18 protein-coding genes are annotated in these 24410 nt (G+C 69.7%); 8 read left to right on the forward strand and 10 right to left on the reverse strand.

The window, feature by feature from the left end:
• The first annotated feature begins 26 nt into the window (after positions 1–26).
• A complete protein-coding gene (locus SLW56_RS13350) occupies positions 27–341 on the forward strand; it encodes a PsiF family protein (RefSeq protein WP_017910801.1) in 315 nt (104 codons plus the stop codon).
• 235 nt (positions 342–576) lie between these two features.
• On the opposite strand, the gene SLW56_RS13355 is transcribed toward SLW56_RS13350, so the two are convergent.
• A complete protein-coding gene (locus SLW56_RS13355; RefSeq protein WP_295910330.1) occupies positions 577–1662 on the reverse strand; it encodes a sterol desaturase family protein in 1086 nt (361 codons plus the stop codon).
• Between the two features lie 102 nt (positions 1663–1764).
• Positions 1765–3003, reverse strand: a complete 1239-nt coding sequence (locus SLW56_RS13360; RefSeq protein WP_320694973.1) for an MFS transporter — start codon at positions 3001–3003, stop codon at positions 1765–1767.
• Positions 3004–3096: 93 nt separating this feature from the next.
• Here SLW56_RS13360 and SLW56_RS13365 point away from each other — a divergent pair, with 93 nt between their 5' ends.
• Positions 3097–3864, forward strand: a complete 768-nt coding sequence (locus SLW56_RS13365; protein WP_320694974.1) for a helix-turn-helix transcriptional regulator — start codon at positions 3097–3099, stop codon at positions 3862–3864.
• Positions 3865–3888: 24 nt separating this feature from the next.
• Here the strand turns inward: SLW56_RS13365 and SLW56_RS13370 are convergent, their stop codons facing one another.
• The 3 genes from SLW56_RS13370 to clpB all read right to left on the reverse strand — a co-directional run bounded on the left by SLW56_RS13370 (position 3889) and on the right by clpB (position 8680).
• On the reverse strand, positions 3889–5175 hold the full coding sequence (locus SLW56_RS13370) for an O-acetylhomoserine aminocarboxypropyltransferase/cysteine synthase family protein (RefSeq protein ID WP_019800868.1): 1287 nt from the start codon (positions 5173–5175) through the stop codon (positions 3889–3891).
• A 269-nt stretch (positions 5176–5444) separates the two neighbouring features.
• The gene (locus SLW56_RS13375) at positions 5445–6095 is read right to left on the reverse strand and encodes an HAD-IA family hydrolase (protein ID WP_295910328.1); all 651 of its coding nucleotides are present in this window, start codon (positions 6093–6095) and stop codon (positions 5445–5447) included.
• Positions 6095–8680: an ATP-dependent chaperone ClpB gene (gene clpB, locus SLW56_RS13380; protein ID WP_267086413.1), complete on the reverse strand. Its 2586-nt coding sequence runs from the start codon at positions 8678–8680 to the stop codon at positions 6095–6097. Before clpB ends, SLW56_RS13375 begins: the two co-directional genes overlap by 1 nt.
• Before the next feature lie 218 nt (positions 8681–8898).
• Here clpB and SLW56_RS13385 point away from each other — a divergent pair, with 218 nt between their 5' ends.
• Positions 8899–9603 carry a glutathione S-transferase gene (locus SLW56_RS13385; RefSeq protein ID WP_152180685.1) on the forward strand — a complete coding sequence of 235 codons (705 nt, stop codon included), beginning with the start codon at positions 8899–8901 and terminating at the stop codon, positions 9601–9603.
• Positions 9604–9824: 221 nt separating this feature from the next.
• On the opposite strand, the gene SLW56_RS13390 is transcribed toward SLW56_RS13385, so the two are convergent.
• The 5 genes from SLW56_RS13390 to SLW56_RS13410 all read right to left on the reverse strand — a co-directional run bounded on the left by SLW56_RS13390 (position 9825) and on the right by SLW56_RS13410 (position 14803).
• Entirely contained in the window at positions 9825–10673 is an 849-nt protein-coding gene (locus tag SLW56_RS13390; protein ID WP_320694975.1) for a DUF3014 domain-containing protein, read from the reverse strand.
• 139 nt (positions 10674–10812) lie between these two features.
• On the reverse strand, positions 10813–12018 hold the full coding sequence (locus SLW56_RS13395; RefSeq protein ID WP_267092659.1) for a lysozyme inhibitor LprI family protein: 1206 nt from the start codon (positions 12016–12018) through the stop codon (positions 10813–10815).
• 54 nt (positions 12019–12072) lie between these two features.
• The gene (locus SLW56_RS13400) at positions 12073–13671 is read right to left on the reverse strand and encodes a hypothetical protein (protein ID WP_152237164.1); all 1599 of its coding nucleotides are present in this window, start codon (positions 13669–13671) and stop codon (positions 12073–12075) included.
• A gap of 105 nt (positions 13672–13776) precedes the next feature.
• Positions 13777–14196, reverse strand: a complete 420-nt coding sequence (locus tag SLW56_RS13405; RefSeq protein ID WP_320694976.1) for a GNAT family N-acetyltransferase — start codon at positions 14194–14196, stop codon at positions 13777–13779.
• Between the two features lie 127 nt (positions 14197–14323).
• Positions 14324–14803, reverse strand: a complete 480-nt coding sequence (locus SLW56_RS13410) for a DUF3574 domain-containing protein (protein ID WP_320694977.1) — start codon at positions 14801–14803, stop codon at positions 14324–14326.
• A gap of 243 nt (positions 14804–15046) precedes the next feature.
• Here SLW56_RS13410 and SLW56_RS13415 point away from each other — a divergent pair, with 243 nt between their 5' ends.
• The 5 genes from SLW56_RS13415 (at position 15047) to SLW56_RS13435 (ending at position 24399) form a co-directional block, all read left to right on the forward strand.
• Positions 15047–17485, forward strand: a complete 2439-nt coding sequence (locus SLW56_RS13415; RefSeq protein ID WP_267099890.1) for a TonB-dependent receptor — start codon at positions 15047–15049, stop codon at positions 17483–17485.
• 159 nt (positions 17486–17644) lie between these two features.
• Positions 17645–18397 (forward strand): trehalose-phosphatase, encoded by a 753-nt coding sequence (otsB, locus tag SLW56_RS13420; protein WP_267083709.1) that lies wholly within the window; start codon positions 17645–17647, stop codon positions 18395–18397.
• A gap of 76 nt (positions 18398–18473) precedes the next feature.
• Positions 18474–20255 carry a glycoside hydrolase family 15 protein gene (locus tag SLW56_RS13425; RefSeq protein ID WP_267092664.1) on the forward strand — a complete coding sequence of 594 codons (1782 nt, stop codon included), beginning with the start codon at positions 18474–18476 and terminating at the stop codon, positions 20253–20255.
• The gene (otsA, locus tag SLW56_RS13430) at positions 20252–21622 is read left to right on the forward strand and encodes an alpha,alpha-trehalose-phosphate synthase (UDP-forming) (protein ID WP_017916188.1); all 1371 of its coding nucleotides are present in this window, start codon (positions 20252–20254) and stop codon (positions 21620–21622) included. The genes SLW56_RS13425 and otsA overlap by 4 nt, the downstream gene beginning before the upstream one ends.
• 344 nt (positions 21623–21966) lie before the next feature.
• Positions 21967–24399: a membrane-bound PQQ-dependent dehydrogenase, glucose/quinate/shikimate family gene (locus SLW56_RS13435; protein ID WP_295941391.1), complete on the forward strand. Its 2433-nt coding sequence runs from the start codon at positions 21967–21969 to the stop codon at positions 24397–24399.
• The last annotated feature ends 11 nt before the right edge of the window (positions 24400–24410 follow it).

A 24410-nucleotide genomic window follows, 5' to 3' on the forward strand; every position in this document is an offset into this window, starting at 1 on the left:
CGGCACATCCAACCGGAGCTGCCGCCATGACCCGTTCCGCCCGCTTCGCCGCCACCTGTCTGCTGCTGAGCTTCACCGCCGCCCCACTGCTGGCCACCGCCGCGACCAAGCCGCAGACCGCACAACAGACCCTGATGGCCAAGTGCTCGGCCCAGAACAAGGGCAAGAAAGGCGATGAGTACAAGAGCGCGCAAAAGGCCTGCCTCAGCGGCGGCACCGCCCCGGCGGCGGGCAACGCCTCGCAGCAACGGATGAAGGACTGCAACGCCCAAGCCGCGACGCAGAAGCTACAGGGCGACGCCCGCAAGACCTTCATGAGCGGTTGTCTGAAGAAGCAGTGAGCCGACTAGCCCCTCTCCCCCCGGGAGAGGGGTTGGGGTGAGGGTACGTCGCGTAGCGTCTCGCGGTGTTTGGGCGCACGAGGCTGCGCCCTTACCCTCATCCGCCCCTGCGGGGCACCTTCTCCCAAAGGGAGAAGGAAAAGCGCTAGCCCCTCTCCCCTCGGGAGAGGGGTTGGGGTGAGGGTACGACAGCCAGCGAGACCGGCAACAACCGCATTGCCAACCGGCGCCGCTCCTACGAATCCCGACTCGCCACTCCCGAATCCCCGCCACTCAACGGCAAACCCGCATGATCCACCGGAATCGGCGCATAGTCCTCGCCGAACGCCACCTCGCCCGGCGTCCATCCGGAACGGCGCCGCACCGCACCCCAGAAGCGCTTGAGCCCTTCCCACTGCAGCGCGACCAGGCCCAGTTCGTTGTCGCGGTCCACCATCGGATCGCCCACGCCGGTCGGCCGCACCGGCTCGCCGTACAGCGCGGTGCCGAACAGCACGTCCCAGAACGCGAACACCTGGCCGAAGTTGCAGTTGTGCAGCCCTGGTCGCTCCGGGTCCACGCGCATGTGGTGCAGGCGGTGGAACGGCGGATCGACCAAGATCTTGTCGAGCACCGGACCGAAGCCGAACCGGGTGTTGGCGTGCGACAGGTTCTGCACCAGCTCGCCGAGCAGCATCAGCCAGGCGAACTCGTCGGCCTCGATGCCGAACGCGATGCCCACCGCGGCCAGCACGAACGATTGCAGCATGCCGTCCAGGTAGTTGCTGCGGTCGTTGGCCCAGCAGCTGAGCTGGCGCTGGCTGTGGTGCATGCTGTGCATCGCCCACCACCACGGCATCCAGTGCTGCACCCGGTGCATCCAGTAGTAGGTGAAGTCGTAGGCCAGGTAGTACAGCGCGAACAGCACCAGCGGATGCTGGTCCAGCCACGGCCACAGATGGCGCAGGCCGGTCTCCGGCGCCGCCGCGGCGTTGGGGTCGGCGCCGCCCAGCGCGTTCACCACCGGGGTCAGGATCAGGAACGAGAACAGCGGGAACACCCCGATCAGCATCAACCAGGTGTAGTGGAAGTCGATCCGCGCCAGCCGCCGATGTTCCCAGCGCTCGGCCGGCCACAGGCTCTCCAGCGGCCGGAACAGCACACCGATGATGGACAGTTGCAGCGCGGCCACCAGCAGCGAGGCGGCGATGTCGTGCGGATCGTCGCTGAGTCCGGTCAGGTGCAGCGCCGCCAGCAGCGGCGCCACCGCATGGCTGGCGACCAGGTCGACCAGCGTGGACCAGGCGTGGGCAATGGACGAGACCAGGGCGATGACAGGCATGCGGAGACGGCGATGGAGGCGCGACGGCCGGCGCGACAGCATGCGGCCGCTGGCTTTCGCCAAGCTGTCCACGCCGGCCGATGCCGGCCACGCGCGGTCGTGCTAGTGCGTCGCGACGGCGTCGGGTCGCCGGCTCGGCAGCAGCGCGGCGACGATGCCCAGCAGCGGCAGGAACGACATCACCTGGTACACGAAGACGATGCCGCGATGGTCGGCGAGCAGGCCCAGCACCGCCGCGCCCAGCCCGCCCATGCCGAAGGCGAAGCCGAAGAACAGCCCGGAGATGGTGCCGATGCGCCCGGGCATCATTTCCTGCGCATACACCAGGATCGCCGAGAACGCCGAGGACAGCACGAAGCCGATCAGCACGGTCAACGCGGTGGCCGCATGCAGGCCCACGTGCGGCAGCGCCAGCGCGAACGGCGCCACGCCCAGGATCGACACCCAGATCACCGGCTTGCGGCCGATGCGGTCGCCGACCGGGCCGCCGATCAGCGTGCCCAGCGCCGAGGCCAACAGGAACGCGAACAGGTGCAGCTGCGCACTCTGCACCGAGATGCCGAAGCGCTGGATCAGGTAGAACGTGTAGTAGCTGCTCAGGCCGGCGATGTAGAAATACTTGGAGAAGATCAGCAGCAGCAGGATGCCGACGATGCGCACCACCGTGGCGCGCGGCAGCGCCGGCACCGCGGCGACCGGCCGCGGCGTCGCGCGCGCGGCCTGCAGGTGCAGCGCGTACCAGCGCCCGACGTAGGACAACAGGGCGATGCCGAGCAACGCCGCGCCGCCGAACCAGGCCACGCTGTGGCGGCCGTTGGGCACGATCACCGCTGCGGCGATCAGCGGCCCCAGCGCGGTGCCGGTATTGCCGCCGACCTGGAACACCGACTGGGCCAGACCATGGCGGCCGCCCGAGGCCAGCCGCGCGATGCGCGAGGATTCGGGATGGAAGATCGCCGAGCCGATCCCGACCAAGGCCGCCGCCAGCAGCACCATGCCGAAGCTCGGCGCGTAGGCCAGCAGCAACAGCCCGCACAACGTGGAACTCATGCCGATCGGCAGCGAGTACGGCGCCGGCCGGCGATCGGTGCGCAACCCGATCAGCGGCTGGAACAGCGAGGCGGTGATCTGGTACGTGAGGGTGATCAGGCCGACCTGGGCGAAGCTGAGCTGGAACTGGCCCTTCAGCACCGGATACAGCGCCAGGATCAGCGACTGCATCATGTCGTTGATCAGGTGCGAGGAGGTGATCGCAGCCAGAACGCCGGACGCGACCTTGCGCGGGGCGACGGGAGCGGCGGGAGAGGCAGCAGCGGGCGCGGCAGGACGCAGCGTGAACATGGCGGGACAGGCATTGCCGGGAGTGCGTGCATGGTAGGCTGCCCTGCCCCGACCTTCTTGCGCGACATGCCCAGCAACCATCGCAAAAAGGACATGCTGGTGCCGCGCGCCGGCCGCAATGCGGACGACGCGCCCGCCGACGTGGTGTGCAAGGCCGTCGACTACCCGCCCGACAGCGCCATCGCCCCGCACCGGCATGCGCGTCATCAGTTGATCTACGCGGTATCCGGCCTGATGGTGGTGCGCTCGGGCCAGGGCCACTGGGTGGTGCCGAGCACGCGCGCGCTGTGGATCCCCGCCGGCACCGAGCACAGCGTGCGCTGGATCGGCGTCCTGCGCATGCGCAGCCTGTACATCCGCCCCGCCGCCATCGCCGGCATGCCAGACACGCCGACGGTGATGGCGGTGGAGCCGCTGCTGGAAGCGCTGATCCGCAGCGCCGCAGAGATCCCCTGGGACCACGCCGCCGACTCGCGCGACGGGCGGCTGATGCGGCTGATCCTGGACGAACTGCACGCGCTGCCGGCGCTGCCGCTGTACCTGCCGCAGCCGCGCGATCCGCGCCTGCTGCGCATCGCCGCCGCGCTCGACGCCGACCCGGCCGCTCCTACCACGCTGCACGCCTGGGCCGCGGCGCTGGGTGTGGACGTCAAGACCATCCAGCGCCTGTGCCAACGCGAACTGCAGATGCGCTTCGGCCAGTGGCGCCAGCAACTGCGCCTGCTGCGCGGGCTGGAACGGCTGGCCGCCGGCGACCGCATCATCGACGTGGCAGTGGACCTGGGCTACGACAGCCCCAGCGCGTTCACCGCCATGTTCAAGCGCCAGTTCGGGCAGCCGCCGAGCCAGTTCTTCCGCTGAGCACGCGTGCAGCCACGGCGTGGCTCAGGCCTGCGCCAGCGCCTGCTGCAGGTCGGCGAGCAGGTCGTCGATGTGCTCGATGCCCACCGACAGCCGCACCGTGTCCTCGCTGACGCCGCTGCGCTGCAACTCTTCGGGCGAGAGCTGGCGATGCGTGGTGGATGCCGGATGCGTGGCCAGCGACTTGGCGTCGCCGATGTTGACCAGGCGGGTGAACAGTTGCAGCGCATCGAGAAAGCGCGCGCCGGCGGCGCGGCCGCCGCGCAGGCCGAAGGTCAGCACGCCGGAGCCGTGCCCACGCAGGTACTTCTGCGCCAGCGCGTGCTCGGGATGGTCCGGCAGGCCGGCGTAGTTGACCCACTCCACCTTGGCCTCGCCCTGCAGGTGCCGCGCCAGCGCCAGCGCGTTCTGGTTGATCCGGTCCATGCGCAACGGCAGCGTCTCGATGCCCTGCAGGATCTGGAAGGCGTTGAACGGCGACAGCGCCGCACCGGTATTGCGCAACGGCACCACCCGCGCGCGGCCGATGTAGGCGGCCTCGCCCAGCGCCTCGGTGTAGACCACGCCGTGGTAGCTCACGTCCGGCTCGTTGAGGCGACGGAAGCGCTGCGCGTGCGCCGCCCACGGGAAGCGCCCGGAATCGACGATCGCCCCGCCCAGGCTGGTGCCGTGGCCGCCCAGGTACTTGGTCAGCGAATGCACCACGATGTCGGCGCCGAACTCGAACGGCCGCAGCAGGTACGGCGTGGGCACGGTGTTGTCGACGATCAGCGGTACGCCGTGGGCGTGGGCGATGGCGGCCACCGCTTCCAGGTCGGTGACGTTGCCGCGCGGATTGCCGATCGACTCGACGAAGATGGCCTTGGTGCGTTCGTCGATCAACCCGGCGAAGGCGCCGGGATCGCGATAGTCGGCGAAGCGGGTCTGGATGCCGGACAGCGGCAGCGTATGCGCGAACAGGTTGTAGGTGCCGCCGTACAGCGCACTGGAGGAAACGATGTTGTCGCCGGCCTCGGCGATGGTCTGGATAGCATAGGTCACCGCCGCCTGCCCGGAGGCCACCGCCAGCGCGCCGATGCCGCCTTCCAGCGCGGCGATGCGCTGCTCCAGCACGTCGGTGGTGGGGTTCATGATGCGGCTGTAGATGTTGCCCTGCACTTTCAGGTCGAACAGGTCGGCGCCGTGCTGGGTGTCGTCGAAGGCATAGGCCACGGTCTGATAGATCGGCACCGCCACCGCGCGGGTGGTCGGATCGGGACGGTAGCCGCCGTGCACGGCGATGGTTTCCAGCTTCCAATTCGGGTCGGACATGGCGGCGTCTCGGCAACGAGGGAGCGCAGACGATAGCGCCGCGCACGACGGCAGATGCAAACCTGCGGTTATGAGGCCATGCCGCTGGGTTGTCAGCGCTGCGGCGCGCCGTGCGGGATGCTTGGCGAACCGGCCGCTTTCGCCGGCGCAATCGCTGCGTACGCTGCCTGGCGAGACGCCACCAGCCTGCTGCCGGCACGAAGGCCCGAGCCGATCGCGTCACGCCGCTGCGCGCTGCGCAGTCGCCGATGTCGCGAACGCAGCCGGGCTCAGTCGTCGCCGAGCACGCCCTGGGCGAACAGCCAGGCACGCAACGCGTCGATGCCGACGTAGCGCTCGGCACGCAGGCCCAGGGCGCGTGCCGCCTCGACATGGACCGCCGTGTCATCGACGAACAACACCTCGTCCGCGGCCATCCGGAGTTGTGCCAGCGCATGCAGGAAGATTGCCGGCTCCGGCTTGATCGCGCCGACCTCGCTCGAATTCACCACGGCATCGAACAGGTCGGCGAGGCCGAGCGCCTGCAGGTCGTGCGGCAGGCGCGAGGTGGCGTTGCTCATCAACACCACGGGCAGGCGCTGGCGCACCTGCCGCAGCAGCGCCAGCACGGGCTGGTTGAGGCGGGCCGCCGTCGGCGCGGACCAGGCAGCGACCAGCGCCGCGACGTCGGCCTCGGGCGCCAGCGCGGCGAGACGCGCGACCACCTCGGCGCGCCATTGCGCATCGCTGGTGGCACCACGGATCGCCGGCTCCAGCAGCGCCGGCGCGAACGCCACCGCGCGCAGACTGCCCGGCGGCACGCCGTGCGCGCGCTCCAGCGTCGCGTCGTCGTCGGGCCACAGCCGCAGCACGCCGTCCATGTCCACCAGCAGGGCGCGCGCCGCCGACACAGCGGAACGCGCCTGCGCGATGGAACCCATCAGGCCTTCTCGAACACCAGCTTGCCGCCCTCGGCCTCGACCTTGATGGTGTCGCCGCTGAGGAACTGGCCGGACAGGATCTGCTGCGCCAGCGGGTTCTCCAGTTGCGCCTGGATCGCACGCTTGAGCGGGCGCGCACCGTACACCGGGTCGAAGCCGACGTTGCCGAGCAGCTCCAGCGCGCGGTCGCCCAACTCGATCTTCAGCCCGCGCTCGGCCAGGCGCTTCTCCAGACCATGCAGTTGGATGCGCGCGATCGACTTGATCTGCGCCTTGTCCAGCGGATGGAACACCACGATGTCGTCCAGGCGGTTGATGAACTCCGGGCGGAAGTGCGCCTGCACCACGCCCATCACCGCCGCCTTCATCTGCGTGTAGGCCTCGGCGCTGCCGTCGCCGCTCAGCTCCTGGATCTGGTGCGAGCCCAGGTTGGAGGTCATCACGATGACGGTGTTGCGGAAGTCCACGGTGCGCCCCTGGCCGTCGGTGAGGCGGCCGTCGTCGAGCACCTGCAGCAGGATGTTGAACACATCGCTATGCGCCTTCTCGACCTCATCGAGCAGGATCAGCGAGTACGGCCGGCGCCGCACCGCCTCGGTGAGGTAGCCGCCTTCTTCATAACCCACGTAGCCCGGAGGCGCGCCGATCAGCCGCGCCACCGAATGCTTCTCCATGAACTCGCTCATGTCGATGCGGATCATCGCGTCGCTGCTGTCGAACAGGAACTCGGCCAGCGCCTTGCACAGCTCGGTCTTGCCGACGCCGGTGGGGCCCAGGAACAGGAACGAGCCGCTGGGCCGGTTCGGATCGGACAGGCCGGCGCGCGAGCGGCGCACCGCGTCGGACACCACCTTGATCGCCTCTTCCTGGCCGACCACGCGCTGGTGCAGTTCGTCCTCCATGCGCAGCAGCTTGTCGCGCTCGCCCTCGAGCATCTTGTTGACCGGGATGCCGGTCCAGCGCGACACCACCTCGGCGATCTCCTCGGCGGTGACGCGGTCCTGCACCAGCTTGAAGTCGTGCTGTTCGGCCTCGTTGGCCGCGGCCAGCTGCTTCTCCAGGTTCGGCAGCAGGCCGTACTGGATCTCGCTCATCTTGGCGTAGTCCTGGCGCCGCTGCGCCGCTTCCAGCTCGACGCGCGCCTGCTCGATCTGCTCCTTGATCTTGGTCGCGCCCTGCAGCGCGGCCTTCTCCGACTTCCACACCTCGTCCAGATCGGAGAACTCGCGCTCGAGCTTGTCGATGTCGCTCTCCAGGTCGGCCAGGCGCTGCCGCGAGGCCTCGTCCTTCTCCTTCTTCAGCATCTCGCGCTGGATCTTGAGCTGGATCAGGCGCCGCTCCAGGCGGTCCAGTTCCTCCGGCTTGGAGTCGATCTCCATGCGGATGCGGCTGGCCGCCTCGTCCATCAGGTCGATGGCCTTGTCCGGCAACTGGCGGTCGGTGATGTAGCGGTTGGACAACGTCGCCGCGGCGACGATCGCCGGGTCGGTGATCTCCACGCCATGGTGCACCGCGTAGCGCTCCTTGAGCCCGCGCAGGATGGCGATGGTGTCCTCCACGCTCGGCTCGCCGACGAACACCTTCTGGAAGCGCCGCTCCAGCGCCGCGTCCTTCTCGATGTACTTGCGGTACTCGTCCAGGGTGGTGGCGCCGATGCAGTGCAGCTCGCCGCGCGCCAGCGCCGGCTTGAGCATGTTGCCCGCGTCCATGGCGCCATCGGCCTTGCCGGCGCCGACCATGGTGTGCAGTTCGTCGATGAACAGGATGATCTGGCCCTCGTTCTTGGACAGATCGTTGAGCACGCCCTTGAGCCGCTCCTCGAACTCGCCGCGGAACTTGGCACCGGCGATCAGCGCGCCCATGTCCAGCGACAGCACGCGCTTGCCGCGCAGGCCTTCGGGCACTTCGCCGTTGACGATGCGCTGGGCCAGGCCCTCGACGATGGCGGTCTTGCCGACGCCGGGCTCGCCGATCAGCACCGGGTTGTTCTTGGTACGCCGCTGCAGCACCTGCACGGTGCGGCGGATTTCCTCGTCGCGGCCGATCACCGGATCGAGCTTGCCGCTCTCGGCGCGCGCGGTGAGGTCGATGGTGTACTTCTCCAGCGCCTGGCGCTGTTCCTCGGCGTTCTCCGACTGCACGGTCTCGCCGCCGCGCAGCTTGTCGATGGCGGCTTCGAGCTTCTTCTTGTCGGCGCCGGCCGCGCGCAGCGCCAGGCCCAACGGGCCGCCGTCGTCGGCCGCGGCCAGCACGAACCACTCGCTGGCGATGAACTGGTCGTTGTGCTGCTGCGCCAGCTTGTCGGTCTGGTTGAGCAGGCGGCTGAGGTCGTTGCCCATCGACACGTTGCCGGGCTGGCCGCTGACCTTGGGCAGCTTGTCCAGCGCTTCGCCGAGCCGCTCGCGCAGCACCGGCACGTTGACGCCGGCCTGCGCCAGCAGCGGCCGGGTGCTGCCGCCGGCCTGGTCGAGCAGCGCCACGAACACGTGCACCGGTTCGATGATGGTGTGGTCGCGGCCCACGGCCAGCGACTGCGCGTCGGCCAGGGCCTGCTGGAAGCGCGAGGTGAGCTTGTCCATCCGCATCGGGAAGTCCTCTGAAGGAAAGGGCCGGCCGTGCCGGCATGCCAGCAAAATGCGGCTGTCCGCCCCTGTTTCAAGGCCGTCCGCGACGTCTGTATACACCTCGCGGGACGGCGGCGACGCGACGTGACGTTCGCCGCACTCCGGCACCGGGCAGTCACACGCCGCTACCGCAACGGCGGCTACCCTCGGCGCTCCCGTCCCCACGCACAGGCCCCGCCATGCACTACGAGCTCTACTACTGGACCGGCATCCAGGGCCGCGGCGAGTTCGTGCGGCTGGCGCTGGAGGATGCCGGCGCCGGCTATCGCGACGTGGCGCGCGAGCAGGGCGATGCGGCGCTGCAGCCCTTCCTCGACGGCGCCCATGCCGGCGCACGCCCGTTCGCACCGCCGTTCCTCAAGGCCGGCCGCTTGGTGATCGCCCAGGTCGCCAACATCCTGCACTACCTCGGCCCGCCGCTGGGCCTGGTGCCGGACAGCGAATCGCGGCGACTGCAGGCCCTGCAATTGCAGTTGACCATCGCCGACCTGGTTGCCGAGGTCCACGACAGCCACCACCCCATCGCCAGCGGGCTGTACTACGAGGACCAGCAAGCCGAAGCGCGGCGGCGCGCCGAAGACCTGCGCAAGCAGCGGTTGCCGAAGTTCCTGGGCTATTTCGAACAGGTGCTGGACCAGGGCGGCGGGCGCCACGTGCTGCGCGAGCATTCCTACGTGGACCTGTCGCTGTTCCAGCTGATGAGCGGGCTGGACTACGCCTTCCCGCAGGCAATGAAAAAACTCTCGCCGAAGCTGCCGCGGCTGCGCGCGCTGCAGCAGCGCGTCTGCGAGCGCCCGGGCATCGCTGCCTACCTGGCCTCGCCGCGGCGCCTGCCGTTCAACGAGAACGGCATCTTCCGGCATTACCCGGAGTTGGATGGCTGAGCGAGGCTGGACGTCCGGTATCGGCCTGCCACGTCCGGTGAAAAACCGCCGTCATGCCGTGGTGATCTATGGTGTAGCGCGTCGGGACTGAAGTCCCTCCCACAAGGACGCTTCAGGCGTGGCCATAGGCGCTTTCCCGCATGAGCGGCTCAAGGTGGCCTCGGGCCGCTCCTGCCAAAAACAAAAAGCCCGCATGACGCGGCACGCGCCTCGCGTCTGGCTCAGGTCCGCGTCAGCGCTTCGCGCACCGCACGCAACTGCGCCTTGACCGCGGCGGCCTGGGTCGGGCCCATGCGCAGCAGCGCCTTCTGGCCGATCGACAGCGATTCCAGCGCCGGATCCACGAAGCGGTACTTGCCGCGCACCGGATCCATCTCCACCGCGAGCGGCGCGGTCGGCGTCGGGGTCTGCAGCAGGTGGTCGATCACCTGCACCAGGCGGTCGTTGAAGTAGCCCTGCGGATAGCCCAGCTCCACATAGGCCTGCTGGAACAGCGGATAGAAGCGGCGATAGGCCGCCACCGCCGTGCCCGGATCGGCGCGGGTGAACGCCTCCACGTAGGGCGCATAGCGCTGGGCATTGGTGTCGGCGATGACGCGGGCGCCGCTCGCATCGGTGCTCACCTGCAGGTCGCCCGGCACCTGCTTGAGCGCCAGCGAGCGCGCAGTGACGCGGCGCTGGGTCAGGTTGTCGACCATGGTCACCAGGCGCTGGATCAGGTGGTCGCGCAGCAGCAGCGCCAGCGGTGCGTCGCCGCCGGCCAGCGCGCTCAGTGCAGACCAGGCAGCATCGTCGCTGGCGGCCAGCGCCGGAATCGCCGCATCGGCAGCGGCTGCGGCATCGATCGGGTGCTGAATCGGCGGCGGCGTTGCCGCCGCGGCAGGCGCGTCAGGCGTTGTCGGCGCGGCCGCGGCGGGCGGCGGCGCGACCGCGGCAGGTGCGGGCGCGGCAGGTGAGGGCGCAGCGGCGGGCCACAGCGCGGCGATGTTGTCGCGGAACAACCAGGCCGCGGCAGCGGCCACCAGCACGGCGACCAGGATCCACGGCCAGAACGAGTGACGCGGCTGCATGGGATGCACATCTCCATCGGACAATGGAGGTGTGACCGCCGCGATGCGCACCGGTTCCAGCGCGGGACGGCCGGCGTTCAGCCTAGATGCACGCCTTGCGCGAGGCGCCAGCGCCCCACCAGCGCCGCGTACGCGACCATTACCCCTGCGGGCCTGCGGCAAAGGCGATGCGCGCACCGACCCAGGCTGCGACCAGCGCCGCCGCGACGCGGTCGGCCTGCGCCGCCGGCATTGCCTTGTGCGCGATCATCCATTGCGCCGCGGCAGCGCGCGCCGGCTGCAAGGCCGCCAGTGCCGCCTTGCGATCGGCCTGCGGCCACACGCTCGCGTCGTGCCACGCGGCGATGGCGGCGGCCGGATCGCCGGGCGGCTCGGCGCCCTTGGGTTGTTTCAGCAATAGCAGTGGCGACACCGTGGCCTGCAGCGACAGCACCCGCCATGCGGCGAAATCCGCGTAGCGCATGGTGCCCGCGTCGTCGGAGACGCGATCCACCAGGCTGCCGAATGCCTGCTGCAAGCGCATCCATGCGGGTTGATCGAACAGGCCGGGCAACGGCCGGCAGATCGGCGCGGAAAGATCGCGGCTGGAGCCATACAGCGGGCCCATGGCGTCGTAGGCGGCCTCGCCCTGCGCGGCGAACACGAAACAATGCACGTAGGGGCGCGGATTCGGCTGCGTGGCCGCATCCGGCGTATAGCCGCTGCGTTCGATCCATAGCCGCAACAGGGTCAGGTCGCGCGCTTCCCCGGCCTGTCGGCTGCTCGGCTCGGACGTGTCGAGCAGCCCGGCGGATACCCCGTCCTGCTGCCGCAGGGCGGTGCTAGCGGACGCGAACCGGGCATGCGCTTCGGCCGCCGCCACCCCGGCCGCCGGCACGAAGCGATGCAGGTACACCAGCCAGGCCGAGGCCAGACCACCATCGTAGGCGCGCAGCTGCGCCGCCGCCGCGGCAGGCGTGGTGGGAATGCTGGCGACGATGCGGTCGAAGCGCGCCGCCTGCGGCGCGAACTCGGCGTCCAGCGCGCGTACCCGCGCCTCCATCCGCTGTTTCAGGCAGGCCCCCGGATCGGTCTCGGCCAGGCAGCTCTGGCGCTGCGCCAGCCAGTCGCGCTGCGCGTTGCGCACGCCAGGCCGCTGCGCCGCGGGGACCACGTCGCGCAGCGCCGCATAGCGCAGGGCCAGCCATTCCTCCGTGGCGTCCAACCGCTTGTCCGTGCACAACAGTCGCTCCACCGCCGTGGTTGCCTTGCTGCAATCGAACGACACCGCGCCGGCCTCGGGCACCCAGCCCAGTGCCAGCAGCAGTGCCAGCGCACGCATGCGCAGGCCAGGGCAAGCGTTCATGCCATCCTCCTCTCGTGCATCGTTGCGATCCCGGCACCGCTTGTCGCGCCGCCGTCAGTCCACCAGCACCGCGCGCGGCTTCTGCAACGACAGCAGGCCGAGCAGCGCGGCCAGCACCAGGTAGCCGCCGACGAACTGCCAGGCGATCAGCTTGGGCACGCCGCTCAGCGTCCATGGCAGGTACAGGCCGCCGCGCGGGTCCACCGAGTGGATCAGCCCGAACAGGGTCAGCCCGGCCGCCACCAGCAGGAACACGGCGGCACGGCGCAGGCGGCCGTCCACCATCGCCGCCACTGCGGCGATCCACAGCATCGCGGTGATGATGAAGCCGTTGCCCAGGGTCAGGATCACCGCCAGCTCGGGCAGGCCGTGGCCGTCCAGGGTGGTGGTGAGTTTCGCCAGCTGCTCCGGGGCGATCCAGCCCGGCGCCTTGATCGCCAGCAGGTACGCGACCGACGGCAGGAAGCCCAGCACCATCGCCCCGGCGTGGCGCTTGGGCGTGGCCTGGAAGGCCTGGGTGGTGATGTCGATGGCGACGTAGACGATGATCGGCGCCAGCACCGCCATCGGCAGCCACTGCACCAGGCCGGCGACCAGCCCGAACATGCCGCCCAGGCCGATGAACAGGCCGGTGAGCAAGGTGTAGCCGCTGCGCGCGCCCATGTGCTTGTAGGCCGGCTGGCCGATGTACGGCGTGGTCTGGGCGACGCCGCCGCAGACACCGGCGATCAGGGTCGCGCCGGCCTCGACCAGCAGGATGTCGCGGGTGCGGTAGTCGTCGCCGGCGGCACGTGCGCTTTCGCTGACGTTGATGCCGCCCACCACCATCAGCAGGCCGAACGGCAGCAGCAACGGCAGCAGCGGCACCGTGTCGGCCAGGCCGGCGACGAACCCCAGGCTCGGCCACGGCAACACCAGCTGCGGCGCGCTCCATGGCGGCGCCTGGTGGCCGGGAATGCCGATCCCCGCGGCGTTGGCCCAGTAGTACAGGCCGGTACCCAACGCCAGCGCCAGCGGCACCCCCGGCAGGCGCCACGGCAACCGCCCCTTGGCGATCAGCACGTACAGCAGCAGGCCCAACACCACCAGCCCGACCAGCGGCGTGCGCAGCGTCTCCAGCAGCGGCAGGAAGCCCATCAACACGATGGCGATGCCGGCGATGGAGCCGAGCAGCGCGGCGCGCGGCAAGGCGCGGGTGACCGCATCGCCGAAGAACGACAGCACCGTCTTCAGCGCGCCCATCACCACCAGCGACGCCATGCCCAGGTGCCAGGTGGCCAGCGCCGCGGCCTGCGGGTCCAGGCCCTGCTGCTTGTAGCGCACGAACGCCGGGCCGAGCACCAGCAGCGCCATGCCGATGCTGGTCGGCGCATCCAGGCCCAGCGGCATCGCGGTGACGTCGCTGCGCCCGCTGCGCGCGGCCAGCCGCCGCGCCATCCAGGTGTAGAGCAGGTTGCCGACCAGCACGCCGAAGGCGGTGCCGGGAATCATCCGGGTGTAGATGACCTCGACGGGGAACTGGAACAGGCCGACCAGCGCCAGGGTGATGAAGCCGAGGATCGACAGGTTGTCGACCACCAGGCCGAAGAAGCCGTTGAGGTCGCCGGCGACGAACCAACGCGGACGCGGCGAGACAGGAGCGGGAGTGGACATGCGGGCAGTGGCGGCGTTGGGGGTCGAGGGATGGTAAGGGCAAGCGGCACCGTCGGATCGGTGCACGCGCAGGATGCCGTTTTCCGGCGACGGCGCGCCGCGGCGCTACAGCGGCAGATGCAGGAACTGGTTGAACGCGCTCGGCACGTAATCGCCGAACGCCGGCCCGTTGCGGAAGCCGCGCCGGCGATACAACGCCAGCGCCGGCGCGAACGCCGCGCCGCTGCCGGTTTCCAGGCTCAGCCGCTGCAGGCCTTCGGCGCGGGCGACCGCGACCAGATGGTCGAGCAGCGCCGCGGCCGCGCCCTGGCGCAGGAACGCCGGATGCGTGCGCATCGACTTCAGTTCGCCACCGCCCTCGCCAAGCACCCGCAGCGCACCGACCGCGGCCAGCGCATCGTCGCGCCACGGGCTCCACACCCGCACGTCGGTGCGCCGCAGACCGGAAACATCCAGCGCATACACGCTTTCCGGCGGCGACTGCGCATGCATCTGCTGCACGTGGTACTCCAGCAACCCACGCACCGCCGGATCGTCAAGATCACCAGGCCGAATCACGAACGGCCCCGCACTCACTGCAGCGGTCCGCTTTTGCGAATCCCCGCTTTCCACAGCCGAACGGCTGGTCATCCCCACTCCCCAATCCCCGCGGTCAAAACGACACGTCCACCGCCTGCCGCGCCCACAGCACCGACTGGTGCCCGGTGGCCTGCTTCCACGCCAGCCGGATCGCCTCGATGTCGGCGCGGCGCTGCGGGGTGTCCTCGTGCAGGATCACCAGCACCTTGGTGTTGAGCCGGTTCGGCTCCTTGGCGCCGCGGAACAGCCACTGGCCGTAGGCATCGAACACGGTCAGGCCGTCGGGAAAGCGCGGCGTCACTTCCTTGTCCAGGAACGCGCGCCAGCGCGCCTCGCTGATCGGCTCGGCCTGCGGACGGTCGGCCGGGCCGCTCTCCTCGCCCACACCGAAGTACAGCTCGCTGCGCACCCAGCCGCCGGCCTGTGCCGGCCGCGCCGCATCGCCCTGCATGGTCGCGCTGACCTTGCTCGGCGCGGTGGGCGCAGACGGAGCGACGCTGGCGCAGGCGCTCAGGGCCAGGAGGACGGCGATCAACGAGGCACGCAAGAGCATCGGCAAGGTCTCGGTCGGAAGGGGCAGGCAACACACGATCGTAGGCCAGGTACGGACCGGGCCGGATAACCGCCGGGCATGAGCTCATGCCCGAGCGCACCGAACACACGGCTCGCACATCGCCTTAACGTCGAGCTAATATATCGCTTCATCCGGATGGATGCAGCAACCTTTGCCGACCCCAGTCGCCGCCATGGCCGGCGCGGCCGGTCTCGATGGTCATCGTTTCAGGAGAGAACCCCCATGTCGTCCCCGTTCGTCAGGCCGCTGAGCCTGGCCATCGCCCTGGCCCTGGCGGCCCCCGCGTTCGCCCAGGACGCCACCCCGGCCACCACGACCAACCTCGATACGGTGATCGTCACCGGCACCCGCGCCAGCGGTCGCACCGTGCTCGAATCCACCGCCCCGGTGGACGTGCTCAGCGCCGAGGACATCCGCAAGGCCGGCGTGGTCAACGGCGAACTCGGCAGTGCGCTGCAGGCGCTGCTGCCTTCCTTCAACTTCCCGCGCCAGTCCAACTCCGGCGGTGCCGACCACGTGCGCGCCGCACAGCTGCGCGGGCTCTCGCCCGACCAGGTGCTGGTACTGGTCAACGGCAAGCGCCGCCACACCTCGGCGCTGGTCAACACCGACAGCAAGATCGGCAAGGGCACCACGCCGGTGGACTTCAACGCCATCCCGATCAGCGCGATCAAGCGCATCGAGGTGCTGCGCGACGGCGCCGGCGCGCAGTACGGCTCCGACGCGGTGGCCGGGGTGATCAACGTGATCCTCGACGACGACCCGGACAGCGGCGCGCTGGAAGCCAGCTACGGCGCCAACCACACCGACGTCAAGCCGATCCACCGCACCCTCACCGACGGCCAGACCGGCTATGCCAGCGGCAAGGTCGGCACACGCCTGGGCGAGGACGGCGGCTTCTTCAAGGTCGGCCTGGAACTGAAGAACCACGAGGCCACCAACCGCGCCGGCTTCGACCAGATCCCGCCGTTCGAGGAACAGACCCCGGCCAATCTGGCGCTGGCCGGCAAGCGCAACTATGAACTCGGCGACGGCGCCAGCAAGGATCTCAACGCCTGGCTCAACGGCAAGCTGCCATTCGGCCAGGGCAGCGAGGTCTATGCCTTCGGCACCTACAACCAGCGCGACACGCAGGGCGCCAACTACTTCCGCTACCCCGACGGCGCCGCCAACTGGACCCAGGTGTATCCGCAGGGCTACCGCCCGGTGTCGCTGGGCGAGAACCGCGACCTGCAGGCGGTGCTCGGCGCGCGCGGGCAATGGGGCGAATGGGCCTACGACGCCAGCCTCGACTATGGCCGCAACGACTTCACCTACCGGCTCAAGCATTCGCTCAACGCCTCGCTGGGCCCGGGCAGCCCGACCCGCTTCAAGACCGGCGACTACGCCTTCGCGCAAGGCGTGGCCAACCTCGACCTGAGCCGCAGCTTCGACGCCGCCGGCGCCACCCACACCCTGGGCACCGGCGTGGAATTGCGCCGCGAGCACTACCGCACGCGTCCGGGCGACCCGGCCAGCTACGCCGCCGGCCCCTACACCGACCGCCCCACCGGCGCCCAGGCCGGCGGCGGCCTGACCCCGCAGGATGCGGCCGACCTGTCGCGCAACGTCGCCAGTGTCTACGCCAGCGTGTCCAGCCAGTTCGGCGACAAGCTCTCCACCGACCTGGCCGCGCGCTACGAGCACTACCAGGATTTCGGCGGCGAACTGACCGGCAAGCTGGCCGCGCGCTACGAGTTCGTCCCGGCATTCGCCCTGCGCGGCGCGATCTCCAACAACTTCCGCGCGCCGTCGCTGAGCCAGATCGGCTACGAAGCCAGTTCCACCGGCTACAACGCCAACGGACAGTTGCTGCAGGGCCGCCTGCTCTCGGTCGACAACCCGATCGCGCAGGCGCTGGGCGCGCGCACGCTGCAGCCGGAGAAGTCGCGCAACTACAGCCTGGGCTTCACCAGCCGCGTCGGCAGCCACTTCGACCTGTCGCTGGACCTGTTCCAGATCGACATCGACAAGCGCATCGCGCTGTCGGAAAGCATCGACGGCGATGCCCTGACCGACTTCGTCGCGCAGCGCTTCGGCATCACCGGCCTGCAGAGCGCCAGCTTCTTCGTCAACGCCGCCGACACCCGCACCCGCGGTGCCGAACTGGTCAGCAACTGGCGGCAGGCGCTGGGCCAGGGCCAACTGCAGTTGACCGGCACCTGGAGCTACGCCAAGACCGAACTGGAGAACGTGGTGGCCACGCCGGCGCAGCTACTGGCGCTGAATCCGGACTACGTGCTGTTCGGCGTGGAAGAGCGCAACACCCTGACCGAGGCGACCCCGCGCACCCGCGCGCAGCTGGCGGCGAACTGGAGCGACGCGCGCTGGTCGCTGCAGACCCGCGTCACCCGCTACGGCAGCGCCACCCGCGTGTTCGACTTCGGCGGCGGCTTCGCCCCGGAGCAGACCTACAGCGCCAAGTGGCAACTCGACGCCGAGGTCGAATACCACCTCACCCCGCAGTGGAGCGTGGCGGTGGGCGGACAGAACCTCACCGACGCCTACGCCGACCGCTCCAAGCCGGACATCGCCTACTTCGGCAACCTGCCCTACGACGTGCTGTCGCCGATCGGCAGCAATGGCGCTTACTACTACGGGCGGGTGCGGTACACCTTCTGACGAAGGTGTTGGGAATGGGGAGACGGGAATCGGGAATGGGTAAAAGCAACAGCAGCGCGCGCAGGCACCGCTTTTGCTCTTCCCATTCCCGTTTCCCCATTCCCGATTCCCGGCCCCCAATCCACCTGACGCTAACGCCCGCTGCGCCATCATGGCCGGATGGCAGACGCGCTCCCCCTCCGACCGCCGCCGCCGCGTCTGGACGATGCCTGCGCATTGTTCCTGGACGTGGACGGCACTCTCATCGCCTTTGCCGAACGCCCCGACCAGGTGCAGTTGCTGCCCGAGGTGCGTGAGGCGATCGGCCGCCTGCACCAGCGCCTGGGTGGCGCGGTGGCACTGGTCAGCGGGCGTCCGCTGACGCAGCTGGATGCCTTGTTCGCGCCACTGCGGTTGCCCGCCGCCGGCCTGCACGGCCACGAGCTGCGCAGCGACGCCGACGCGCAGGCGGCGATGCCCGCCGATACCTCCGACTTTCTCCATGCGCTGCATGCGCGCGCCGCGCATCTGCGCCAGGCGCATCCGGGCGTGCTGGTCGAAGACAAGGGCGCCAGCGTGGCCCTGCACTGGCGGACGGCGCCGAGCGCGGCCGAGGCGGTACTGGCGTTCGCGCACGCACAGCTCGCCGACCTGCCCGGCTACCGCCTGCAGCCCGGCGACCACGTGGTCGAGTTCGTACCCGAAGGCAGCGACAAGGGCGTGGCGCTGACCACGCTGCTGCAGCAACCGCCGTTCCGCGGACGCCGCCCGGTGTTCGTCGGCGACGATCTCACCGACGAATTCGGCTTCGCCGCGGCCAACCAGGCCGGCGGCTGGAGCGTGCTGGTCGGCACCCGCGCCGACAGCGTCGCCACCTATGCGCTGCCCGATCCACGCGGCGTACACGCCTGGCTGCGCGATAACGCCGGATGAGGCCAGCGCAACGCCCGCCCGTCCGCGCCCCGTGGCCGTTTCCCCCACTGCTTCCGCACAAGGACCCGACCGCTCCATGAGTTCCCCCAATCTCGACCTCGGCGTCATCGGCAACGGCAGCTTCGGCGCCCTGATCGACAAACGGGCCAGCGTGGTGTGGAGCTGCCTGCCGGCCTTCGACGGCGACCCGGCGTTCTGCGCCCTGCTCTCCCCGCGCGCGCATCCTGGCGGCGATTTCAGCATCGAACTGGAAGACTTCGTCGACAGCGACCAGCACTACCTGGCCAACACCGCGATCCTGCGCACGGTGCTGCGAGACGCCCACGGCGGCGCGGTGGAGGTGATCGACTTCGCGCCGCGCTGGCGCAACCATGGCCGCTTCTATCGCCCGGTCAGCATCATCCGCCAGGTGCGGCCGCTGGCCGGCAACCCGCGCATCCGCGTGCTGGCCAGGCCGCTGGCCGACTGGGGCGCGCGCCAGCCGGAGAGCACCTGGGGCAGCAACCACGTGCGCTGGCTACTGCCGGACTTCACCCTGCGCCTGACCACCGACGTGCCGGTGCGCTTCATCCGCGACGAACTGCCGTTCGTGCTCAACCACCCGGTCAACCTGATGCTGGGCGTGGACGAATCGCTGACTCGCTCGCTGACCGGCTACATCCAGGAAGCGCAGGAACGCACCGAGGAATACTGGCGCGAGTGGGTGCGCTACCTGTCGGTGCCGCTGGACTGGCAGGACGCGGTGATCCGCAGCGCGATCACGCTGAAGCTGTGCCAGTACGAGGACAGCGGCGCGATCATCGCGGCGATGACCACCTCGATTCCGGAAGCGCCGGACACCCCGCGCAACTGGGACTACCGCTACTGCTGGCTGCGCGACGCCGCCTTCGTGGTGCGCGCGCTGAACCGGCTCGGCGCCACCCGCACCATGGAGCAGTTCCTCGGCTACATCTTCAACATCGCCACCACCGACGGCAGCCTGCAGCCGCTGTACGGCATCGGCTTCGAGGCGGCGCTGGAGGAACACGAGGTCGAATCGCTGGCCGGCTACCGCGGCATGGGCCCGGTGCGGCGCGGCAACCTGGCCTGGATCCAGAAGCAGCACGACGTGTACGGCAGCGTGGTGCTGGCCTCCACCCAGCTGTTCTTCGACCTGCGCCTGAAGGATCCCGGCGACACCCACACCTTCCTGCGCCTGGAGCCGCTGGGCGAGCGCGCGTTCGAACTGCACGACGTGCCCGACGCCGGCCTGTGGGAGTTCCGCGGCCGCGCCGAGGTGCACACCTATACGAGCGCAATGTGCTGGGCCGCCTGCGACCGCCTGGCCAAGATCGCCGCGCGGCTGGGCCTGGAAGACCGCGTGGCGTATTGGCGCGAGCGCGCCGAGCGCATCCACGCACGCGTGCTGGCCGAGGCCTGGAGCGCCGAGCTTGGCCACTTCACCGACACCTTCAACGGCCACCGGCTGGACGCCTCGCTGCTGTTGCTGGCCGACATCGGTTTCATCGCCCCGGACGATCCGCGCTTCATCGCCACGGTCGAGGCGATCGGCCGCGATCTCAAGCATGGCGATGCGCTGTACCGCTACGTGGCGCCGGACGATTTTGGCGAACCGGAGACCAGCTTCACCATCTGCACGTTCTGGTACATCGACGCCCTGGCCGCGATCGGCCGCAAGGAGGAGGCGCGCGAGCTGTTCGAGCGCATCCTTGCCCGGCGCAATCACCTGGGCCTGCTGTCGGAGGATCTGGCCTTCGACAACGGCGAAGCCTGGGGCAATTTCCCGCAGACCTATTCGCATGTCGGCCTGATCATCGCCGCCATGCGCTTGTCGCGCAGTTGGCAGGAGGCGTCATGAGCAGATTGGTGGTGGTATCCAACCGCGTGGCCTTGCCCGGCGAGAACCGCGCCGGCGGCCTCGCGGTGGGCTTGCTGGCGGCGCTGAAGGAGCGCGGCGGCGTCTGGTTCGGCTGGAGCGGCAAGACCGTGCGCGGCGACAGCGGCGCGATGCACGAACAGACCCAGGGCGATATCCGCTTCGTCACCATGGACCTGAATCGCGCCGACCTGGACGCGTACTACAACGGCTTCGCCAACCGCACGTTGTGGCCGCTGCTGCACTTCCGCCTGGACCTGGTCGACTACGACCGCGCCACGCGCGAGGGCTACCGCCGGGTCAACGCCATGTTCGCCGACAAGCTCGCGCCGCTGCTGCGCGAGGACGACACGGTATGGATCCACGACTATCACCTGATTCCGCTGGCCTCGCTGCTGCGCGAGCGCGGCATCGGCTGCCGCATCGGTTTCTTCCTGCACGTGCCGTTCCCCTCGGCCGACCTGATCCAGGCGCTGCCGGACCACGCACGGCTGTTCTCCGGCTTCTACGCCTACGACCTGATCGGCTTCCAGACCCGCCGCGACGTCGACCGCTTCCAGGCCTACGTGCGCCTGTTCGGCGGCGGCAAGGTGATCAAGGACGGCGTGCTGGAGGCGCCGGGCGGGCGCCGGTTCCGCGCGGCCATGTTCCCGATCGGCATCGACACCGAACTGATCGCGCAGCAGGCGCGCGCGGCGATGTCCAAGCCGGCGGTGCGCGACCTGCGCAGCAGCCTGCGCGACCGCCAGCTGGCGATCGGCGTGGACCGGTTGGACTACTCCAAGGGCCTGCCGGAACGCTTCCTCGGCTTCGAGCGCTACCTGGAACGGCATGCGGACCAGCGCGGCAGCCTCACCTATCTGCAGATCGCGCCGGTTTCGCGCGGCGACGTCACCGAGTACAAGCAGCTGCGCAACCAGCTCGAGCAGATCGCCGGACACATCAACGGCGGCCACGCCGAGCCGGACTGGACGCCGCTGCGCTACGTCAACCGCAACTTCACCCACGCCACCCTGACCGGCTTCTATCGCGCCGCACAGGTCGGCCTGGTGACGCCGCTGCGCGACGGCATGAACCTGGTGGCCAAGGAGTACGTGGCCGCGCAGGATCCGGAGAATCCCGGCGTGCTGGTGCTGTCGCTGCTGGCCGGCGCCGCCGATGAACTGAAGGAAGCGCTGCTGGTCAATCCGCACGACCTCGACGGCGTCGCCGACGCCATCGCCACCGGCGCGTCGCTGCCCAAGGCCAAGCGCATCGAGCGCTGGCAGGCGATGATGGACCACCTGCGCAAGCACGACATCAACGCATGGCGCCAGCGCTATCTGCAGGCGCTGGAGAGTGTGCGCTAGCCGCGGCACACGCGTTGCGCCACGCGGCGCGCGCAGCGCCAGCGCGCCGCACGATCGCGCCATGCTTCGTCTCTCTGCAGCGCATGACGCAGTGTTCCGCATGCCATCACGGCCCGACGACCTGCGCCGCCTAAAATAGCCCGCACGCGCCGCGCCGGTTCCGCGCTTTCCTAGAACGCGCAGCGCGGTCGCTGCCTTGCGATGCGCGCCGTCCTTGCGACCCCGCGCTCGCCTCTCCCCCCACGATCGCCTGCATCGCCGCCATTCGCGCCACGCGCCAGGGATCCTCGTCGGATGTTTCGCTCATGACCGTTTCTCCCCCACCGAATGGAGCCGGCCGCTGGCTGTTCGCCGGCTATGCCCTCCTGATCGCCGTGATCGGCGTCGCCCTCGCCGTCATGGGCGGGCAACTCGCCGCCGTCGGCGGCTCTTGGTACTACCTGCTCGCCGGCGTGGCCCTGGCTGCGTCCGGCGTGCTGCTCGCGCTCGGCCGCCGCATCGGCCTGTGGCTGTTCGGCGTCACCCTGGCCGCGACCATCGCCTGGGCCCTGGCCGAGGTCGGCCTGGACGGCTGGGCGCTGATTCCGCGCCTGGCGATGATCTCGGTGCTGGGCCTGCTGCTGTTGCCGTTCTGGAAGGTCGCGCGCTGGCGTTTGGCGCCCGTGTCCGGCATCGGCTACCTGCTGGTCGCCGGCGTGTTGCCGGTGCTCGGCGCGGCGCTGGTGTTCGTGCCACTGCTGTTGCCGCGCACGGTGGAACTGGCCGACCCCGGCCTCGCCGCGCAGCGTCCGCAGGCCGCCTTCAGCCGCACGACCGTGGACAGCCCCGACGGCAACGTCGCCGGCAACCACGATGCCGGCAACTGGACCGCCTATGCCGGATCCAACCTGTCCAACCACTACAGCCCCGGCGCACAGATCACCCCGGACAACGTCAAGGACCTGAAGATCGCCTGGGAATTCCACACCGGCGACCTCAAGCCGGCCGGCTCCAAGCTCGGCTACGCGTTCCAGAACACCCCGCTGAAGGTCGGCGACCTGGTCTACATCTGCACGCCCACGCAGAAGGTGATCGCGGTGGAGGCCACCACCGGCAAGGAGCGCTGGCGCTTCGATCCGCAGACCGACCCCAAGGCCATGGCCGGCGTCGCCGCCACCACCTGCCGCGGCGTGTCCTACTTCGAGGCGACCACGCCGGTGGCCGAATGCGCCAAGCGCATCTTCTGGCCGATGGTGGACGGCCGCCTCGGCGCGCTCGATGCGATGACCGGCAAGCTCTGCGACAGCTTCGGCACGCACGGCTATGTCGACCTGAACAAGGACACCGGCAACACCAAGCCCGGCTTCGTCGGCCCCACCTCGCCGCCGGTGGTGATGCGCGGCGTGGTGATCCAGCCCACCGGGCAGATCCGTGACGGCCAGGAACGCGACGCGCCGTCCGGCGTGGTGCGCGCCTTCGACGCGATCAGCGGGCAGTTGCGCTGGGCCTGGGACCTGGGCAACCCGGCCATCGACGCGGCGCCGCCGGCCGGCCAGACCTACACCCGCTCGACCCCGAACGTGTGGTCGCTGATGGCCGCCGACGATCAGTTGGGCCTGGTCTATCTGCCCACCGGCAACGCCTCCGGCGATTTCTTCGGCAAGCAGCGCACCCCGCAGGAAGAGGAGTACACCGCCTCGCTGGTCGCGCTGGATGCGGCCACCGGCAAGGAACGCTGGCACTTCCGCACCATCAACCACGACCTGTGGGACTACGACATCGGCCCGCAGCCGAACCTGGTGGATTTCCCGGTGCCCGGCGGCGGCACCCGCCCGGCGGTGATCCAGGCCACCAAGTCCGGCCAGGTGTTCGTGCTCGACCGCGAAACCGGCGCGCCGATCATGCCGGTGCAGCAGATCCCGGTGCCGCAGGGCACCGACCACGGCGACTGGACCGCCAAGACCCAGCCGGTGTCGCCGGGCATGCCCAACACCGTGGGCGCGCCGAGCAAGGACTACGAGACCATCGTCGAATCCGATGCCTGGGGCATCACCCCGTTCGACCAGTTGGCCTGCCGCATCCAGTTCAAGCGGCTGCGCTACGAGGGCATGTTCACCCCGCCCAGCCTGGGCGGTTCGCTGGCCTTCACCGGCAACCACGGCGGCATCAACTGGGGCGGCGTGTCGGTGGACCTGCAGCGCGGCATCATGGTGATGAACAGCAATCGCCTGCCCTACACCGAGCACGTGTATCCGCGGAAGGACATGCAGGCACTGGGCGTGGTGTCGGTGTTCAACGGCAAGAGCAAGACACCCGGCTACATGGCGCAGGAAGGCCTGCCCTACGGCGCGCGCAAGGAGCCGTGGATGTCGCCGCTCAACACCCCATGCGTGGCGCCGCCGTGGGGCTATATCTCCGGCGTGGACCTGCGCACCCAGCAGGTGATCTGGCGGCGTCCGCTGGGCACCGGCTACGACCAGGGCCCGATGGGCATTCCGTCGAAGATGAAGTTCGAACTGGGCACGCCCAACAACAGCGGCTCGCTGGCCACCGCCGGCGGCGTGACCTTCATCGGCGCGGCGCTGGACAACTTCCTGCGCGGCTACGACACCCAGACCGGCAAGCTGCTATGGGAAGTGCGCGTGCCCGCCGGCCCGCAGGCCGCGCCGCTGAGCTACACCGTCGATGGCAAGCAGTACATCGTCGCCGCGATCGGCGGCCACGACCGCATGGAGACCAAGGCCGGCGACAGCGTGATCGCCTGGACCCTGCCCGACGCGGCGACGTCGGCGAAGTAAGTAGGCAATCC

The sequence above is a fragment of the Xanthomonas sp. LF07-6 genome, assembly GCF_034105445.1.
Lineage (GTDB): Bacteria > Pseudomonadota > Gammaproteobacteria > Xanthomonadales > Xanthomonadaceae > Xanthomonas_A > Xanthomonas_A sontii.

Bases quoted from the DNA above. Each gene is read 5' to 3' on its own strand.
- SLW56_RS13400 (WP_152237164.1), bottom strand. From the start codon at position 13,671: ATGTCCACTCCCGCTCCTGTCTCGCCGCGTCCGCGTTGGTTCGTCGCC.
- SLW56_RS13350 (WP_017910801.1), top strand. From the start codon at position 27: ATGACCCGTTCCGCCCGCTTCGCCGCCACCTGTCTGCTGCTGAGCTTC.
- SLW56_RS13415 (WP_267099890.1), top strand. From the start codon at position 15,047: ATGTCGTCCCCGTTCGTCAGGCCGCTGAGCCTGGCCATCGCCCTGGCC.
- SLW56_RS13395 (WP_267092659.1), bottom strand. From the start codon at position 12,018: ATGAACGCTTGCCCTGGCCTGCGCATGCGTGCGCTGGCACTGCTGCTG.
- SLW56_RS13360 (WP_320694973.1), bottom strand. From the start codon at position 3,003: ATGTTCACGCTGCGTCCTGCCGCGCCCGCTGCTGCCTCTCCCGCCGCT.
- SLW56_RS13385 (WP_152180685.1), top strand. From the start codon at position 8,899: ATGCACTACGAGCTCTACTACTGGACCGGCATCCAGGGCCGCGGCGAG.
- otsA (WP_017916188.1), top strand. From the start codon at position 20,252: ATGAGCAGATTGGTGGTGGTATCCAACCGCGTGGCCTTGCCCGGCGAG.
- otsB (WP_267083709.1), top strand. From the start codon at position 17,645: ATGGCAGACGCGCTCCCCCTCCGACCGCCGCCGCCGCGTCTGGACGAT.
- SLW56_RS13425 (WP_267092664.1), top strand. From the start codon at position 18,474: ATGAGTTCCCCCAATCTCGACCTCGGCGTCATCGGCAACGGCAGCTTC.
- SLW56_RS13365 (WP_320694974.1), top strand. From the start codon at position 3,097: ATGCTGGTGCCGCGCGCCGGCCGCAATGCGGACGACGCGCCCGCCGAC.
- SLW56_RS13410 (WP_320694977.1), bottom strand. From the start codon at position 14,803: ATGCTCTTGCGTGCCTCGTTGATCGCCGTCCTCCTGGCCCTGAGCGCC.
- SLW56_RS13355 (WP_295910330.1), bottom strand. From the start codon at position 1,662: ATGCCTGTCATCGCCCTGGTCTCGTCCATTGCCCACGCCTGGTCCACG.
- SLW56_RS13370 (WP_019800868.1), bottom strand. From the start codon at position 5,175: ATGTCCGACCCGAATTGGAAGCTGGAAACCATCGCCGTGCACGGCGGC.
- SLW56_RS13390 (WP_320694975.1), bottom strand. From the start codon at position 10,673: ATGCAGCCGCGTCACTCGTTCTGGCCGTGGATCCTGGTCGCCGTGCTG.
- SLW56_RS13375 (WP_295910328.1), bottom strand. From the start codon at position 6,095: ATGGGTTCCATCGCGCAGGCGCGTTCCGCTGTGTCGGCGGCGCGCGCC.
- clpB (WP_267086413.1), bottom strand. From the start codon at position 8,680: ATGCGGATGGACAAGCTCACCTCGCGCTTCCAGCAGGCCCTGGCCGAC.